The following is a 17,420-nucleotide window of genomic DNA, read 5'->3' as shown; positions in this document are numbered from 1 at the left end:
CGTTTCAGCTCATGGCTACTGCCGCCCGCTTGGCCGGATCACCATCGGTGGGCTCCAACATTTCCTCGAGCTCGGGGATTTTTGCCATGGTGGCCTCGGAGAAGAAGCGGCGGCGCTCCAGCTGCCATTCCTCCTGCTGCTCCAGCAGCTGACTGCCCACCAACCGCACGATCGCGGCGTCATTGGGGAAGATGCCGACCACGTTGGTGCGGCGTTTGATCTCCTTGTTGAGGCGCTCGAGCGGGTTGGTGCTCCAGATCTTGCGCCAGTGCTCCTGGGGGAAGTGCAGGAAGGCCAGCACGTCGTCCCGGGCGGCTTCCATCACGGGCACAGCAGTGGGGAACTGCTTGCGCAGCATCTCGGTGACCTGCTGCCAGTGGGCTCTGACCTGCTCAGGCTTCTGGATCACGAACACCGCTTTCATCGCCGCCGCCACCATGTCCTGGCCAACCTTTGGGACATGACTCAGGAGGTTGCGCAGGAAGTGCACTCGGCACCGCTGCCAGCTGCTGCCCTGGAACATGCGCTTGATCGCGGCTGTCAGCCCCAGGTGGGCATCCGAAATCACCAGCCGCGTGCCAGTCAGGCCACGCTCTTTGAGTGAGCCCAGGAACTGGCGCCAGAAGCCCTCGGCCTCGCTGTCGCCCACGGCGATTCCCAGTACCTCGCGGTAGCCGAGGGCATTGATCCCGATCGCCACCACCACCGCCCGGGAGACCACCTGCAGGTTGCGGCCCAGACGGCCGTGAAGGTAGGTCGCGTCGAGGTAGACGTAGGGGAAGCTGGCATGCTCCAGTGGCCGGCCCAGAAAGGCTTTGACCTGCTCATCAAGGCCCTGGCAGATGCGACTCACCTCCGATTTGGAGATGCCGCTGTCGCCGCCCAGAGCCTCCACCAGGGCGTCGACTTTGCGGGTGGAGATGCCGCCGGTGTAGGCCTCCATCACCACGGCGTAGAGGGCCTTGTCGATCCGCCGTCGGGGCTCCAGCCAGTCGGGCAAGAAGCTGCCCTGCCTCAGCTTTGGGATGGCCAGGGTCAGGTCGCCCACCTGGGTGGTGAGCAGTCGCCTGCGGTAGCCGTTGCGGTGCGTAGGGACTCCTGAAAAAGATTCTCGGCCCATCGGCGCCGGATTCGTCCGTTTGCTTCGCGTTAATCAGGCTGGCAAGCGCGGTGACATCAAGTCGGCCAGATCTCAAAAGCCTGGCCTGCAGATGCCCTCAGGCGCTCTGATCGCTGACCAGGCCATAAAAAAGCTGTAGATCCACCCAAAAAGAAGGACAAAAAGGAGGCGCAGCAGCCTCAAGACCTTTTCCGCGCACATCACGACAAAGGCCATCGAGATGGAGGATTCGGCACCAGCTGGTAGACGAGCCATGATCAGATCCAGGGAATACTTGCGCTTTCCAGAGCCAAAGACGCCTTCCACTTCATTGCGTCGAGCTTGATCAGATCGGAGCTGGTGCTTGTGTGCAGTGGTGACATCAGGATCCTTGGGCGGGCGACCCAATCGCTTGCCGGAGAGGCGAATACCGTTCCTCGTGCAGAAATGCCTATTCTTGGCCGTGATATAAATCCGGTCGGCGCAGATGCGCTCTGGGTAAGATCCTGTATCCAGCTTGTATTTTTCCGCCTGAGCGATCAGGTCTTCTCCTTCGTTGTAGGGGTTCCAGCTTATGCGGTGCAGGAACGGAAAGCCGTTTTGAACCGAAACACTGACTTTGGCTCCAAACTCCACCGCAGCACGTGCTTTGCCTCGCACCATTGGGCGGATATGGGTCTGCACAAGATTCACTAGGCGGTCTGGAATGCTGGTGGTCTGAGAGGCGAGCAGAAGGCCCTGTTGCCGCTCCAACTCGCTGCAGGCCAACAACTTCTGCCACCAATGCCTCTTAAGCTCGGAAAGCCTTGCCCCGCAGCCGATCAGAGCATCAATGGCCTTGAGATTCTGCCGCACATAGCCAAGCTGATGTTTAATGGCAGCCTTCACTTTGCGGCGACGTGGTCGTTTTTGCTTCGCCACTCTCAGGAAATGAGCACGAGCAAGGCCACGGTCGTAGCGAGGTCGATGTCTCCTGAATCCCGATGACTGACTGCACAGATCATCAATGACTCGCTCGGTCGTTGTGCGAGCCTCGTTGAGGAGCTTGAGGTCTCTGGGATAGGTGATGTCGGCTGGAGTGCAACTGGCATCAATCGTGAGAGTGCCCCAATTCTTTCCTTCTGGCCAGTCAGCAGGCTTGATCAACGCATCAAGTTCTAGCTGAGCGCCTCCTCCACTGGAATCACGATCATCATGGTCGTCATCGTCTGCTGCCTGAGCAAGTGCTTCCAGAAGGATCTCTTTGCCGCGCTGCACCACCAGCTCGTTGATAAGGCGCAGATCCTCGTCAGAGAAACGCTTGCGAAAGTGCACCATCATCGAGGCATCAAACGGTGCCTTGGCTGTGTAGCCCGCAAAGCCGAGGTATCCGTTCAGGGGCCGTGACGCAGCCGCGCAGCATTCACCGCCCTTGATCGCTGATCACCAAGCGACCACAGACACCACGATCGATGACGGCCGGCTCAGGGATTCGGCAACAGCGATGGCATCTCACCGCCGCGATGATGGGCGATCAAGGCCTGCTCCAGGAACTGCCAGATATCACGGCCCTGTTGCCGCAGGCTGGTGGTGACCGTGAGCAACCTGCTGCGGCAGATTGCACCCTGGCGGGATTGGACGCCATGGCTGATCTTGCGCTGAATCACCGAATGGCGCAGGGCACGCTCGGCTGCGTTGTTGGTGGGCTCGATCCCTTCAATCTCCAGGAAGGTCCAGAGGCCATCGCTCACTTGCAGCAACTGATGGCAGGTACGCACCGTCTTGGCCCACGGCGTTCGCTCGCCGCGCTGGCAGCCCAGCTCCACAACCCGCTGCAGCGTGCCCACAAACGCCTGGCGGATCGGCCGACAGCCCTGCTGCAACGTGGACCAGTCGATCGTTCCGTCTTTGTAGCGGTGCCACTGGGCAAACAGCTGCTGCTGCAGGCCCAGCAGCTCCGCTCCAATCTCACCGCTGGCGCCCTGACGGTCAGCGATGGCGGTGAGATCGCGGATCACGTGCGCCCAGCACAGCTGGCGCTGCTCCAGCGGGAGATGGTTGTAGGCGGAGAAGCGATCGCTCACCACAATTCCGCCAAAGGCATTCCCGAGCAGGTCGATCGCGGCGGCAGCCGAGCGGCTCAGGCTCTGCAAGAACACTGTCACCCCCATGGCGGTCACCATGACCCACTCCCAGCCGCGCCGGCCATCGGGGTTGCCCCCATCGGCATTACCGGTGGGGGCACCGGTTTCATCGACATAGACCACCGACTGCTGACGGGCAAACGCAAGGGCCTCCTGCATGGGCTGCTCCAGTGCTGCACTCAAGCGCTGGCGGATAGTGGCCATCGCTCCCCGGCTGATCTGTACCCCCAGCAGCTGATCCAGCAGCGCCTGGGTCTTGCTGAAACTCAACGGGAAGGCACTACCCAGCAGACCCACCAGAGCACTGAGCCGGGGACCGTAATGGCTTACTTCCACCTCCGCCGGTAACGAGGCACAGGTGCTGGTGGAACAGCAGGGGCAGACCAGGCGGTGCAGCCGGTGCTCGATCACCAGAGGCGTGATCGGTGGAATCTCGATCACCTGGTGCCTCAAGGGCTCGGGATCCTGACCCTGTAGCAACGTGCCGCAGCGGCGGCAGGCCTGGGGGTGGTGCTCGACCACCTCATCCACCCGCTCGATCGGCAGCAGCTCCGGCCCAGATCCGGGATGGCCCGGCTGGCCGCCGCGCTTGCGGCCACTGCCCTTGCGTCGTTCGGGCGGCCTAAACCCCTGGCCATCACTGGAGGGAGGCTTGGAAGAATTGCGGGAGCTGCGGCCGATCCGCTCGCGCAGATGGGCCAGTTCGGTCGCCAGGGCGGTGAGCTGGACGCGGAGCTGCACCATCTCCTCCTGTTGAGCCAGGATGAACTCCCTGGCACCAGCTGGCCACGACAACCAGTCCACCTCGGAAATGCCAGCAGGAGGGGCGCCCATCTCAAGCAGTCTCTGCCTGAGATGCAAACGGGAATCAGGACGCCGTCAAGGGTTCAGCAGAGACGATGTTCGCCGCGTGCTGTCCCGACCCCTGAATGCTTACAAGCCGAGAAAGAACTGAATATAGGCGTTCTCTCTGATCTGATGGACTGTCTCTTCGTCGGTGAGCCCTAACTTCTGTTTGATGTAGAGAGCACCAAAGGCCATTCTCACTGATTTGGCTGGAGCGCCAATTGTGGCGCTGAATTGAGGGGCATAGGTTTCTTCCAGCTCACCCCATGGGATCAGCCCCTCCAGTTGAACCCAGCGATTCTCGGGATCAAGTGTGCCGCCAAATGGCAGGTGGAACTCCTTGATTGAGATCTGACCGTTATTGTGCCTCCGGTACATATGGAGCGATCAGGAGTAAAGGCAATCACGGATTGCCTGATTCACGGCCACTTTAGCGGTTTCTCATGCTTGAGACCAGCTGCGGCGCAATGGATCTGGATTTTTCAGGAGTCCCTGCGTAGAGCGCTGATCGGGGCAACGCTCGTGGAGTTGGGCTCCGGTGAGCGCGGAAACCTCGGCCTCCAGCAGGTCCTGAAAGCCCCGACGCACGATCTCCGGGATCAACGCGCCAGCGGTGGTGCCCTCCATGAGCTGTCTCAGCTCGGAGGCGCCACTATGGGAAAGGGTCATGGTCTGTGTTCGGTTTGGTGGTAGTGCTCCGAACAGGGTCACAGACCGGCCCACCCATTGCCATAACAGAGAACTGAGGGAGGCGAGCCGTCAGCCCCGGCTACGCCGGGGCTGCTCCTCCTGAGTTACACCACTCCACGGGACGCTGCTTCAAGCAGGAGCTCCGCCGCAAGGAGAAAGCCCTGGCGGAGGCGGCTGCACTGCTGATTGCCTCAAAAAAGATTCAGGCCTTCTGGGGAGAGGACGGGGACGATTGACGTCGCCTGACGATCGCCGGAAGGCCCTGGACATCCTTGATGAGGGCATGGCCAATGGTGCCCGAGCCCGTGAGCTGGCCTTGCTGCTCGGCGTGGGGCTCACCACGCTTCAGCGCTGGCGACGTCAGTTTGTTGGTGACGGTGATGGCGTCGACCGGCGCAAGGGCAGCCACCGCCACGTGGCACACCGCCTCTGTCCGGCGACGATTAGGTAGGCGGGTCCGCGCAACTACATAGGCGGGTCTCAGGACGCGACAACAGGGTTCCGATTCCGGTCTGGAGCCCTGCCATGCCCGCCCCTCTGTCGTTGCGGATCAAGGAGCGGTACATGGCAAAACGGGCCAATGGGCTCAGCCAACAGGTGGCGGCTGATGCGGCGGGGATTTCGGTGCGCAGCGCGCAACGGATCGATCGGGGTGAGCTGCAGCCCGAGGGGCAACAGCAGCAGCGGGGTCGCCATTGGCGCACCCGAGCCGATCCCCTGGCCGAGGTCTGGGAGAGCGTGCTGGTGCCGATGCTTGAGAAGGCGCCGCAACTGGAACCCCAGACCCTGCTGCTTCACCTGGAACAGCTCAGGCCTGGCGAGGAGTGGTACCGGCGCAAGCGGACCCTGCAGCGCCGCGTCGAGCAGTGGCGGGCCCTGCACGGCCCGGCCCAGGAGGTGATGTTCCTGCAGCAGCACCGGGCCGGTGTACTGGGGATCTCGGATTTCACGTTGCTCAAAGGTGAGCCGATCACCGTGGCGGGGGAGGTGCTGGAGCACCGGCTGTTCCACTTCCGCCTGCCCTATTCGGGCTGGTGCCATGTGGCGGTGATCCACGGCGGCGAAAGCTTTGTCGCCCTATCCGAGGCCCTGCAAAACGCTCTCGCTCTTTGCGGTGGGGTGCCGGCGGAGCACCGCACCGACAGCCTGAGTGCTTGCTTCCGCAACCGCGACGGCAGCTACGCCGGCGATTACACGAGCCGTTACCGCGAGCTGTGCGCCCACCTGGGGGTGATCGCCACCCGCAACAACCGCGGCGTTGCCCACGAGAACGGCGCGATCGAGGGCCCGCACCGGCACTGGAAACATCGGCTGGAGCAGCAGCTGATCCAGCGCGGCAGCCGTGATTTCGCCACCGAGGCCGACTACCGGCAGCTCGTCGCCCAGGTCACCAACACGCTCAACAGCCGCTACCAGGTGCAGGGGAACCTGGAGATTGAGCAGCTGCATCTCCAGCCCCTGCCGGTGGAGCGCTTTGCCGACTACGAGCCGGTGGTGGCGCGGGTGCGGAGCACCAGCACGATCGAGGTGCGCTCGGTCACCTACAGCGTCCCCTCGCGGCTGATCGGCCAGCAGCTGACGGTGCACTTGCGCCATGACCGGCTGGATCTGTTCCTGCGCAGCAAGTTCGTGGAGACCCTGCCACGGTTGCATCGGCGAGCGGGAGAAAGCGGGCCGTTGCGGCGGATCGATTTCCGCCACGTGATCGAGAGTCTGCGCCGCAAACCCCGGGCGCTGCTGCGTGCCCAGCTGCAGTCCGACCTGCTCCCCGGAGAGACCTGGCGTCAGTTGTGGCGCTTGCTTTTGGCGGCCCTGCCGCCGGATGAGGCCGCCAAGGTCATGGTGGACGCCCTCCATGTCGCTGCCCGGACGGACGATCTGGCCGGTGTGGAGCGGTATCTGCGGCGTCAGCTCCGCCGCGGTGAGCTGAACCTCACGGCCCTGCGCGATCACTACGGCCTGCGGCCCCCCCGGGGCCTGGCGGCCATGCCCCAGCTCGACATCCCCGAACACACCCTCAGCAGCTATGACGAACTCCTGGTTGGAACCCCCGAGCAGGCCGGCACTGGAAACGGCTCTGCCATCGGTGTTGAAACAGTTGAAACTGCCCCAGTTCCGCAGCCAGTGGCAGGCGGCCGAGCAGCAGGCCACAGCCGCTGGCTGGAGTCCAGCCAGCTACCTCTATGTGCTGGCAGAGCAGGAACACCAGCAGCGGCATCAAGCCCGTCAACGGCGGCTGTTGCATGAGGCCCAGCTGCCGGTCCCCAAGACCCTGGCGGACTACGACTGGAACGCCATCCCGGATCTTGAGCGTCCTCAGATCGAGCAGCTCGCCCACGACACCGGCTGGCTGGATCGGGCCGAGAACCTGCTGCTATTCGGTCCCAGCGGTGTGGGCAAAACCCACCTGGCAGCAGGCATCTGCCGCAGCCTGATCGCCCTGGACCGCACGGCGCGGTTTTTCTCCGCCACCACGCTGGTGCAGGAGCTGCAGCGCGCCAAAGCCGATTACGCCCTGGCTAAGGCCCTGACCCGACTGGATCGCTTTGCCCTGCTGGTGATCGATGACATCGGCTACGTCCGCAAGGACGAGGCCGAGACCTCGGTGCTGTTCGAGCTGGTGATGCACCGCTACGAGCGCAGATCCCTGTTGGTGACCAGTAACCAGCCGTTCAGCGAGTGGGAGAACGTCTTCTCCACCAGCGCCATGACCGTGGCAGCGGTGGACCGGCTGGTGGACCACAGCACGCTGATTCAGATCAATGGCGAGAGCTACCGCCGCAAACGGGCACGGCGGATTGACCGCTCCAGCGCAGGCTGATTCGTCGCCGCGACCAGGCGTCAATTACCCGCCAACCACAAGCCAACCCCTGGCGCCAGGTGCCGGTGATGAGCTCCGCGCTGCCGTCGGACCGTGGGGTCCGCCGGCTCGTGCGCTCCGCTGCAGCGCTCAGGCGGGACAGCAGCAAGAGCACCGGCCAACGGGCTTGACGCCTGGGGCCGATCAGAAGATCCCGGCTCCATGGCAGAGGACCGGGCCAGGGTGGCTCACTTTTCGCTGTCGCCTCCCCCTGCCATGGCAGGGGGAGGACCCGGGGTAACCCGCCTACGTAGGGTCTCCTGAAAAATCCAGATCCATTGCGCCGCAGCTGGTCTCAAGCATGAGAAACCGCTAAAGTAGCCGTGAATCAGGCAATCCGTGATTGCCTTTACTCCTGATCGCTCAATATGTACCGGAGGCACAATAACGGTCAGATCTCAATCAAGGAGTTCCACCTGCCATTTGGCGGCACACTTGATCCCGAGAATCGCTGGGTTCAACTGGAGGGGCTGATCCCATGGGATGAGCTGGAAGAAACCTATGCCCCTCAATTCAGCGCCACAATTGGCGCTCCAGCCAAATCAGTGAGAATGGCCTTTGGTGCTCTCTACATCAAACAGAAGTTAGGGCTCACCGACGAAGAGACAGTCCATCAGATCAGAGAGAACGCCTATATTCAGTTCTTTCTCGGCTTTGCGGGCTACACAGCTAAGGCACCGTTTGATGCCTCGATGATGGTGCACTTTCGCAAGCGTTTTTCTGACGAGGATCTGCGCCGTATCAACGAGCTGGTGGTGCAGCGCGGCAAAGAGATCCTTCTGGAAGCACTTGCTCAGGCAGCAGACGATGACGACCATGATGATCGTGATTCCAGTGGAGGAGGCGCTCAGCTAGAACTTGATGCGTTGATCAAGCCTGCTGACTGGCCAGAAGGAAAGAATTGGGGCACTCTCACGATTGATGCCAGTTGCACTCCAGCCGACATCACCTATCCCAGAGACCTCAAGCTCCTCAACGAGGCTCGCACAACGACCGAGCGAGTCATTGATGATCTGTGCAGTCAGTCATCGGGATTCAGGAGACATCGACCTCGCTACGACCGTGGCCTTGCTCGTGCTCATTTCCTGAGAGTGGCGAAGCAAAAACGACCACGTCGCCGCAAAGTGAAGGCTGCCATTAAACATCAGCTTGGCTATGTGCGGCAGAATCTCAAGGCCATTGATGCTCTGATCGGCTGCGGGGCAAGGCTTTCCGAGCTTAAGAGGCATTGGTGGCAGAAGTTGTTGGCCTGCAGCGAGTTGGAGCGGCAACAGGGCCTTCTGCTCGCCTCTCAGACCAACAGCATTCCAGACCGCCTGGTGAATCTTGTGCAGACCCATATCCGCCCAATGGTGCGAGGCAAAGCACGTGCTGCGGTGGAGTTTGGAGCCAAAATCAGTGTTTCGGTTCAAAACGGCTTTCCGTTCTTGCACCGCATAAGCTGGAACCCCTACAACGAAGGAGAAGACCTTATCGCTCAGGCGGAAAAATACAAGCTGGATACAGGATCTTACCCAGAGCGAATCTGCGCCGACCGGATTTATATCACGGCCAAGAATAGGCATTTCTGCACGAGGAACGGTATTCGCCTCTCCGGCAAGCGATTGGGTCGCCCGCCCAAGGATCCTGATGTCACCACTGCACACAAGCACCAGCTCCGATCTGATCAAGCTCGACGCAATGAAGTGGAAGGCGTCTTTGGCTCTGGAAAGCGCAAGTATTCCCTGGATCTGATCATGGCTCGTCTACCAGCTGGTGCCGAATCCTCCATCTCGATGGCCTTTGTCGTGATGTGCGCGGAAAAGGTCTTGAGGCTGCTGCGCCTCTTTTTTGTCCTTCTTTTTGGGTGGATCTACAGCTTTTTTATGGCCTGGTCAGCGATCAGAGCGCCTGAGGGCATCTGCAAGCCATGCTTTTGAGATCTGGCCGACTTGATGTCACCGCGCTTCCCAGCCTGATTAACGCGAAGCAAACGGACGAATCCGGCGCCGATGGGCCGAGAATCTTTTTCAGGAGTCCCTACGTAATTGACGCGACCCGCCTACGTAGTTGACATCGGGCACCGCCTCAGTGAGGAGGAACGCCAACGGATCCTGCTGACCTGCAATGAGCCTGAATTCGCGGCGCTTCCGCCTGGGCAGATCGTGCCGGTGCTGGCGGATCGCGGGTTGTATATCGGCTCAGAGCGCAGCTTTTACCGAGTTCTCCATGCTCACGGCCAGGTTCACCGGCGGGGCCGTGCACGGCAACCACAGGAACCAAGACCCGTGCCGCGGCTCAGGGCTCTCGCTCCGAACCAGCTCTGGAGTTGGGACATCACCTATCTGCCCACCACCGTGCGAGGTGTGTGGCTGTACCTCTATTTGGTCATCGACGTCTGGAGCCGCAAGGTGGTGGCCTGGGATGTTGCTGAGCGAGAAGATCCAGCCATTGCAGCGGATCTGGTCAGCCGGGCTTGCCTGAGAGAGCGGATCAGCAAGAGGCGCCGCCAACCTCTGATCCTCCACGCTGACAACGGCAATGCCATGCGTGCGTCGACGCTGGAAAGCAGGCTGGAAGAGCTGGGCGTGCTGAGATCCTTCTCTAGGCCACGGGTATCGAACGACAACCCTTACTCGGAATCCCTGTTCCGCACGGCGAAATATCGGCCTGACTACCCGAGACGACCATTTGCCAGCAAGGAAGAGGCCTGCCAGTGGGTGGCGTCGTTTGTCGATTGGTACAACCACCGGCACCGCCATAGCGGCATCTAATTCGTGACGCCCCACCAGCGCCACAGCGGTCAGGCCGTCGAGATCTGTCGTCACCGTTCTGTCGTCTACGAGCAGGCTCGCCAGCGAAACCCACGCCGGTGGTCACGATCAACACGCTGCTGGCGTCAACCGGAAGTGGTTTGGATCAATCCACCACCAACCGAACATGACCCCAGTCCAGCTAAGTTGACGATGGCTGCTTGAACAGCAGCAGGGGCGTCATCTTTCCTGGCAGTCACCGGAGCAGATCGCCGCGTGCACGCCGCAGCGCCTCACAGTGAGTAGGCCACGATTCCATATTCTCAGCCTCAATCTGATCCGCGTCATACTCCGTGCTGATGGAGGGAAGTTCCTGTTCTCTTTTAGCGAGAATGGCTTCAGCCTGCTCAATAAGCTGATCGCCTAATTGCGTAGAAACAAGACCTGGCCTGGAAAAGTCGGCCGAAAGATGTTCGTAGTACTTGCGTGCCATTGCTGATCAGTATTGGTGGGAGGATGGGGGGCATTTGTCAGATCACCTCTTAAGTCCGGGATCTGATCTCTTTCAGTTTTCCAAAGGCACCGGCCGCTTTATTGAAGCCACAGTAGGCACATGTGAACAGGAGGAGCTCTTCAATCTCTTCAATGGTTGCACCTTGCTTTAGGGCCATGTTCACATGTGCTTCGAACGGAGTTCCTGGCCCATCGAGAGACTGGTTGGCCACATCCAAAGCAATTGTAATCAAGCACTTTATCTTTTGAGAGATAATTGGTTTGCCCCAGACTTCTCCACAGACCCTGATGCAGAGCTCACCAAAATCCGGATTGATTCCGAGAAGGGCTTGCAGAAGGTCATGGTCATCGGTGACAGCATTATTCATGGTGGGGTTGGTGTCTGCGGTCATGGCTGCATGGAGTGGATTTTGCAGGAGGGACGCGAGGGTCTCACGGTTGCATAACTACCTCGGGGTTGCAGGCCATACAGAGCTCATACACATTGTTCCCATTAATCCAGTCGTATGAAACCTTGTCGACGGACTGTTCAATGAGAAAGATGCCTAGCCCACCGATCTTCCGCTCATGGACGGGTTGATTCGTATCGAGTGGAGGCCCTTGATTGAAATTAGGATTAAACTGAATTCCCGTATCGCTCGTGCGAAGCACAAGCCAGGGTTCTCCATCCTCATTTCGTAGCATCAGAGAAACTGCCAGCTTGGCGTCCTTGTCTGCGACAGATTTGTTGGCGTTAGCAGCTCGAATGATGTTTGAGATGAGCTCTTCGTAGGCGAGCTTGAGCTTGTAAGCGCGTGACTCATCTGCGATGACACGTTGGATATGCTCGGTAGCAAAATCAATGAAATGCTCCCAGTGATCCATTGATGCAGGAGCCTCAATGCTGCCAAGCTCTTTACCGCCGATAGAATCTCTCATTACATTCTAAATCTCCTCCTCACTGTCGACAATCACGACAGCCTGAGCCAGGCCTGTCTTCGTGACTGTGTCGATAATCTGCTCGGATGCACCCACCAGGTAAAGGCGGGATGTATGGGGCATTTTCTGCTTGGCAAAAACAATAGCTCTGAGTCCGGCACTGCTGACAAAACCAACATCCAGAAGATTCAGGCGAAGCTGCTCTAACGCATGAAGGTCCAGTGAAGTCAGCTGGCTGAGTAGGTCTGGGGCTGTTTTTGTGTCGAGATCTCCTGAGAGCACCAGGGTTGCATGGATGTCGCCTTGGAGGATGTCAAATGTCAGAGACATAGTTGTGGAGTGCAGCGGTGAAAGTGAGCAGTTGTTGACAACTACGTCTCAAGGGGAGACGCGGAAAAGATGACGACAGATCTTTCTCCTACCAAAATGCCGTGATTAGCATAAGCAATGGCTTGAGTCAGATTGGGTGATTGGTTGTCACCAGTGTTGAAATGCAATTGCCAACCGTAGCCCGAAGGCAGTGGAGGTAAATCGAACCAGCTGGCGTAGTGAGCCGTGTTAGTGGCGACATAAACCGCATCCATGACATCTGAATTAGGCTGATCACAGCTCATCAGCCATGCGAGTTGCCTGGATTCATCTGACCAGTTCACTTGCCATGGGGTTGTGCCATGAAAGCTGCAGCTAGGCAGATGCCTGCTGCCGCCATGCGTAAAGCTGTTAAGAGGTGTGCCCAATAGGCCTCAACCAATGCCTTGCAGAGAGGCCAACGATGCCGAAATCGGGCTGTTTGCGGCTCTGATAGCCGCCGATCCGTCTTTTTGAGCCGGAAATCCACTGATGCCTGTGGAAAACTGGCTCGTGGGTTGGTTTTTCAGCAAACTCTTAATACGCAAGCAGGGATGCTGTTGCCTGAAATGAATCAGTGCTTGCGTATACTCAAACAGTGCACGGTTGCTTTCAAGCAGAGCCCAATCGACCCATGACACAGGTGAGTCAATGCAATAAGCATTGTTATTGCCATGCTGTGAGCGTCCAAACTCATCACCCATCAGCAGCATGGGTGTACCTCGGCTTGTCATCAGCATGCTCAATGCATTCATGCATTGCCTTATTCGCAAGGCCAGAATGTTGCTGTTATCAGTCGAGCCTTCGGCGCCACAGTTCCAGCTGTAATTGTCATCACCGCCATCACGGTTGTTTTCGCCATTCGCTTTATTGTGCTTCTCATTAAAGGAGACAAGATCCGCCAATGTGAAGCCGTCATGGCAGGTGATGAAGTTGATGGATGTCGCTGGTGAGCGACCATTCCATTGATAGAGGTCGGGTGAACCCTGAACCCTTTGTGCCATTTCACCGACCTGCCCTTGATCCCCTTTCAGATAACGCCTCGCAGTGTCTCTATATTTACCATTCCACTCAGACCATCGACCAAAGGCCGGAAATGTACCTACTTGGTAGAGACCACCGGCATCCCACGCTTCGGCGATTAGCTTGCATGATGAGAGGATGGGATCAAAAGCAAGCGATTCCAGCAAGGGAGGATTGTTGAGTGGTGCCCCCCAGGGATCACGTCCTAGGATGCTGGCCAGGTCAAATCTGAAGCCATCAATGTGGTATTCAGATGCCCAATAGCGCAAGCAGTCTAGAACAAGGTTCCTGACAACCGGATTGTTGCAGTTAAGAGTATTGCCTGTCCCGCTGAAGTTAAAATAGTATCCTTCAGGCGTCAGCATATAGTAAATCTTGTTGTCCAGTCCCTTAAACGAGATCGAGGGGCCGCGCTCATTGCCTTCAGCCGTGTGGTTGAATACGACATCAAGGATGACCTCTATACCGGCCTTGTGGAGCTGCTTGACAAGTTGCTTGAACTCGTCAACCTGCATCCCAAACCTTCCGGATGCCGCAAAACCAGCCTTGGGTGCGAAAAAGGCTACAGTGCTATAGCCCCAATAGTTATACAGCTTTTCGCTGGTATCCGGATGTGTTTTTGAGTTTTCGAATTCATCGAATTCGAAAACTGGCATTAACTCTACAGCATTGACGCCAAGCGATTGCAAGTATGGGATTTTCTCAGCAATGCCTGCGTACGTTCCCTTAAACTTGACGCCCGAAGACTCGCTCTTGGTGAAAGAGCGCACATGTAATTCATATATTATAAGATCGGCGTCATTGATCTCGAGGGGAGAGTCTCCTTCCCAGTCAAAGTCATCGAACGCCACTCGGGATCGATACTGGTACTGTTTGTTCCAATCGGGCTCAACTCCCCATTCATCTCGTCCCGAAATAACCCGGGCATAGGGATCCATGAGAATGTTATCTGGATTGAAGCGATGCCCTACTTCAGGCATGTAGGGGCCGTCTATCTTAAAGCCGTACTCAACATCTTCATGGTCGAGGTCGTATACTACGATGGAGTAGACGTCACCAATCCGGTAGTGATCCGGAATCTTGATTTCGGCTAATAAAGACCCCTTTGATCGGCTGAATAATACAAGCGTGCAGGATGTTCCCGCCGACGTATAGACCGAGAAATTAAGTCCGCCCGGTACTGAGGACACACCGAATGGCAATGGTCTTCCAGTTCGTATGCGATAACCTGCAAGCGTATCAGTGGGTAGATTGTCAATTCGTTCAAGGTCCGTCACAGCTATGCTCCTGGAATGGCTTGCAGTGTCTCATAGACCGTAAAGAATTCAAAGAAGCCAGTGACTTTCATCGTGTCAGCAATGTCATCTGCGACGCCAATAAGGACAAGATCGACACCCATATCTTGAGTTTTGCGTTGTAGGGTCAGCAACGTTCTTAAGCCAGCACTCGACATGAATGGCACGTCTGTTAACTCAAGGGCGACAGGCTGCGATGGCTTGAGTTCGGTGTCAATGAAGTCACGCAGTTCACCGACGGTCTTTGAATCGATCTGACCGCTGACTCGGATCACCTGCCAGTTGCCGTATGTTTCAAGTTGTACTTGCATGATTCTGCCCTCCTTCACTTTGGCGAAACGGTTACTTTGACTTGGAGTCGATGCTCAGATTCTGGCAGCTTAACTGTCAGCGCATCTGCATCAAAGCCTGTATATGCCTGACTATCAATCTCACAGCTACTGATGTAGACAGACCCCTTAGGGAGGATATCTGGCTCTACCCTGAGAATTCCATCCTTGAAGCCACCAGGCAAGGGCTTGAAGAACAAATCCAAAGGCCGCTTCTTGATCAACAGATCGATATAAACAGTAGACAAAAAGCAAAGCTCGGTGGAATGATACGCACTCATGGAGTGACTACCCTTGAATCGTTCTGTGCCTACCAAGTAAGGAATGCCGTTCGCCAGGACATTGAAGTAGACACCCCCGTCATTGTTGTCTAAGAAGAAAGCATTGTAGAAAGCCGCCGCTTCTTCGGCATACTTCTTGTATTCAGTACTGTCAGGCATGTGCCCTTGCAGAATTAGATAGGCTAGAATTCCTTGCTCTTGTTGCCACCAAGCTTTGCGGTCATGCCATGCATAGCGGTGGAACTTCTCATTGGGATCGAGCACACGCTCGACAACGTCATACCAGCCGAAGCGCTGATTATCATAACCCACCTTGGGCATTAAGTAAGCAATCTTCTTGGCAATATCAAGGTATTTATCTTTACCCATCTCTGAATAAAATCTCATGAGATTCCACGCGACTTTGAGATTATGGCCAACAACCGCGCGGTTTTGCTGCCATCCCCATGATTGGTCCTTGCTCCAATCGTCAAAGAACTTCTCTTGCACGAACGGGCTGTTGTCGTAGTCAGGGAAATGTTTGCTAATTGTATCGAAAGTATCCTCAAGCATCTTCTTATAATGCTCTTCGCCCGTTGCAAGCCAGAGATTGATTAGATACGCGGGGGCGTGATCGCCCACCGAGTTCCAATTCTTCTTAGCTTTGTTGCGGCCCAGGCTTTCCTCATGGGCACTCAGGGTTACAGCATGGATGTGTGAATAATAGCCGCCTTTTTCATGGTCTTTAAAGCACTCGTCAAATAGATCGACAGTCTTTTCCGCATCATCGAGGATGCGCGGATCACCCGTGAGCCTGTAGGTTTGTACGGGCCCTGCGAGTGCATAGATCTGCTCGTAGGCGGGGATGCAATCGTAGTCATCTCCGAACTCCGACACCAACAGTTTTTGTTCTTCCCCACCACTGCCGACTTTTTGGCCGTGATACCAGTAGATGAGACCGGTATCTGTATCCGTAAATCTCATCTTATCGCGCAAATACTCGGTACCCTTTTCAGCTGCATCAAGGTACAACTCTTTGCCCGTAAGCATGTAGGCGCAGGCCATGCCGTATACCATTCTGGAGATGGTATCCGTCTCTTGCAGGTAATCCTCTTGCTTTTTCCCGCCTGTAAGGCTGATCAGTGTCCGGTAGTGATGGTAATCAATGGCTGATTCCGGTGCATTGAACTGCCATTTGCAGTACGAGGCTGCAATCTGATCAATTTGCTTGACCCACCAGCCTTTTTCATCTGCATAGCGATACTCATCCTTAGCGTCACCAGCGAAGATGATGTAGTTCGCTTCAAACTTAACTCTGTCTTCCGGGAAGAAGGTGCCATAGACAAAGACCATCTGACCAGGCACCAGCAGCTTCTGGAGATCACCGGACCGGTCTGGCCATCCCTCGCCCAGATTCTGGGTCTGCTTGGCATAGGTGTTGCCGGTTAGCTTTGCTTCATAGTTTCTGTCATCAGAAGTTTTGATGCCAATTAGCTTATTGCCTTCGTCGTAGCTGGTGACATAGCCTGAGATCAGATCCGAGAATGTGAAGGTGAGATCATTCATGATGACTGTGATACGTGTCTAATAGTGTGTAGTAAATGCCCCTGATTAGAGGCTTTGCAGCGCCGTTTTGAATCGCTCTACAAAAATATCAACGCAGCCTGGATGCTTACCTGTAATCAGGAGGCCTTGCTGATGCAGTTCGACGGTGCTACCTGCATTGACCATGATGTTTCCGCCTGCATTGGCCACATCACAGACAATATTATGGGCGCAGGTGACTTCTCGACCCTTGATCAAGCTCGGATCTGCACAGAAGAGCCAAAGCGAATGGCAGATTGTACCGATAGCCAAATTGCCTTGATCCATTAAGGATACAGCTTTGCGGAGAAGCTGGACGGCAGGAGCTTGATTGGTCGCGCCGAGTGTTTCCTCGTAACGCAGCCTATCCATCGCATAGCCACCAATCAGAATCAGTCCCTGGTAATCGGCCAGATCAATCTTGCTCACACAAAGACTCACCTCTACGTTGCTGGTTTTATCGTTGCCCTCAAAGTTCAGCGTATCATTACCCCAAAGGTAGGAAGCATACTCAACCTCAATGTCAACGCTAGGGAAGAAATCGTTGAAAACGTTATATTCGGTTTCGTCGTAGTGCTCTTCAATGAGTACAAGCACTTTTTTGGGCATTCACTTAGTCCATAATATTATTTAAACCATACAGCAAAAATCGAGGTTCAGCACCCTTTTGCGCTTTTTCTCCATATTGTGCCTCTTTCACTGTGTCAAGAGCTTCTTAGTCAGAGACGAGACTCATCATCTCTTCATAGTTGCTGAGCCAAGCCCAAGGAATTCCTTTGGGATCTGCCTCTGAGGTGGGT

16 protein-coding genes and 3 pseudogenes are annotated in these 17,420 nt (G+C 56.7%); 5 read left to right on the top strand and 14 right to left on the bottom strand.

Going from position 1 to position 17,420, the window contains the following annotated elements:
* Positions 1-4: 4 nt before the first annotated feature.
* The 5 genes and pseudogenes from H8F26_RS16300 to H8F26_RS16280 all read right to left on the bottom strand — a co-directional run.
* Positions 5-1,090: pseudogene (locus H8F26_RS16300) on the bottom strand (IS256 family transposase); the annotation flags it as partial.
* Between the two features lie 102 nt (positions 1,091-1,192).
* On the bottom strand, positions 1,193-2,419 hold the full coding sequence (locus tag H8F26_RS16295; RefSeq protein WP_197155767.1) for a transposase: 1,227 nt from the start codon (positions 2,417-2,419) through the stop codon (positions 1,193-1,195).
* A gap of 143 nt (positions 2,420-2,562) precedes the next feature.
* Entirely contained in the window at positions 2,563-4,056 is a 1,494-nt protein-coding gene (locus H8F26_RS16290; RefSeq protein ID WP_197154297.1) for an IS66 family transposase, read from the bottom strand.
* 102 nt (positions 4,057-4,158) lie between these two features.
* Positions 4,159-4,446 (bottom strand): annotated as a pseudogene (locus H8F26_RS16285) (transposase); the annotation flags it as partial.
* Positions 4,447-4,509: 63 nt separating this feature from the next.
* A complete protein-coding gene (locus tag H8F26_RS16280; protein WP_197155763.1) occupies positions 4,510-4,737 on the bottom strand; it encodes a hypothetical protein in 228 nt (75 codons plus the stop codon).
* Positions 4,738-4,990: 253 nt separating this feature from the next.
* On the opposite strand from H8F26_RS16280, the gene H8F26_RS16275 reads away from it, so the two are divergent.
* From H8F26_RS16275 to H8F26_RS16255, 5 genes and pseudogenes are all read left to right on the top strand, one after another.
* Entirely contained in the window at positions 4,991-5,209 is a 219-nt protein-coding gene (locus H8F26_RS16275; protein WP_370594636.1) for a helix-turn-helix domain-containing protein, read from the top strand.
* 74 nt (positions 5,210-5,283) lie between these two features.
* Positions 5,284-6,162 (top strand): annotated as a pseudogene (gene istA, locus H8F26_RS19685) (IS21 family transposase); the annotation flags it as partial.
* Positions 6,163-6,784: 622 nt separating this feature from the next.
* Positions 6,785-7,579 carry an IS21-like element helper ATPase IstB gene (gene istB, locus H8F26_RS16265; RefSeq protein ID WP_231597868.1) on the top strand — a complete coding sequence of 265 codons (795 nt, stop codon included), beginning with the start codon at positions 6,785-6,787 and terminating at the stop codon, positions 7,577-7,579.
* A gap of 407 nt (positions 7,580-7,986) precedes the next feature.
* On the top strand, positions 7,987-9,537 hold the full coding sequence (locus H8F26_RS16260) for an IS5 family transposase (RefSeq protein WP_197155761.1): 1,551 nt from the start codon (positions 7,987-7,989) through the stop codon (positions 9,535-9,537).
* A gap of 108 nt (positions 9,538-9,645) precedes the next feature.
* The gene (locus H8F26_RS16255; RefSeq protein WP_231605300.1) at positions 9,646-10,371 is read left to right on the top strand and encodes an IS3 family transposase; all 726 of its coding nucleotides are present in this window, start codon (positions 9,646-9,648) and stop codon (positions 10,369-10,371) included.
* A 235-nt stretch (positions 10,372-10,606) separates the two neighbouring features.
* On the opposite strand, the gene H8F26_RS16250 is transcribed toward H8F26_RS16255, so the two are convergent.
* The 9 genes from H8F26_RS16250 to H8F26_RS16210 form a co-directional block, all read right to left on the bottom strand.
* Positions 10,607-10,843, bottom strand: coding sequence for a hypothetical protein (locus H8F26_RS16250; RefSeq protein ID WP_197155759.1), 237 nt, complete (start codon positions 10,841-10,843; stop codon positions 10,607-10,609).
* 49 nt (positions 10,844-10,892) lie between these two features.
* On the bottom strand, positions 10,893-11,255 hold the full coding sequence (locus H8F26_RS16245) for a carboxymuconolactone decarboxylase family protein (protein ID WP_231605299.1): 363 nt from the start codon (positions 11,253-11,255) through the stop codon (positions 10,893-10,895).
* Positions 11,256-11,295: 40 nt separating this feature from the next.
* Positions 11,296-11,781, bottom strand: a complete 486-nt coding sequence (locus H8F26_RS16240; RefSeq protein ID WP_197155757.1) for an ATP-binding protein — start codon at positions 11,779-11,781, stop codon at positions 11,296-11,298.
* A gap of 6 nt (positions 11,782-11,787) precedes the next feature.
* Positions 11,788-12,111 carry an anti-sigma factor antagonist gene (locus H8F26_RS16235; protein WP_197155756.1) on the bottom strand — a complete coding sequence of 108 codons (324 nt, stop codon included), beginning with the start codon at positions 12,109-12,111 and terminating at the stop codon, positions 11,788-11,790.
* Between the two features lie 41 nt (positions 12,112-12,152).
* On the bottom strand, positions 12,153-12,434 hold the full coding sequence (locus H8F26_RS16230) for a hypothetical protein (RefSeq protein WP_370594714.1): 282 nt from the start codon (positions 12,432-12,434) through the stop codon (positions 12,153-12,155).
* Between the two features lie 90 nt (positions 12,435-12,524).
* Positions 12,525-14,429, bottom strand: a complete 1,905-nt coding sequence (glgX, locus tag H8F26_RS16225) for a glycogen debranching protein GlgX (RefSeq protein WP_197155752.1) — start codon at positions 14,427-14,429, stop codon at positions 12,525-12,527.
* 2 nt (positions 14,430-14,431) lie between these two features.
* A complete protein-coding gene (locus H8F26_RS16220; protein ID WP_197155751.1) occupies positions 14,432-14,758 on the bottom strand; it encodes an STAS domain-containing protein in 327 nt (108 codons plus the stop codon).
* Positions 14,759-14,772: 14 nt separating this feature from the next.
* Positions 14,773-16,602, bottom strand: a complete 1,830-nt coding sequence (locus tag H8F26_RS16215; protein ID WP_197155750.1) for an AGE family epimerase/isomerase — start codon at positions 16,600-16,602, stop codon at positions 14,773-14,775.
* Between the two features lie 45 nt (positions 16,603-16,647).
* Positions 16,648-17,229 (bottom strand): DJ-1/PfpI family protein, encoded by a 582-nt coding sequence (locus H8F26_RS16210; RefSeq protein ID WP_197155749.1) that lies wholly within the window; start codon positions 17,227-17,229, stop codon positions 16,648-16,650.
* Between the last annotated feature and the right edge of the window lie 191 nt (positions 17,230-17,420).

Origin of the sequence: Synechococcus sp. CBW1006, from assembly GCF_015840525.1 — a bacterium.
GTDB lineage: Bacteria > Cyanobacteriota > Cyanobacteriia > PCC-6307 > Cyanobiaceae > CBW1002.
The sequence above is the reverse complement of the archived record's forward strand: the minus strand, read 5'-3'. Positions and strand labels throughout refer to the sequence as shown.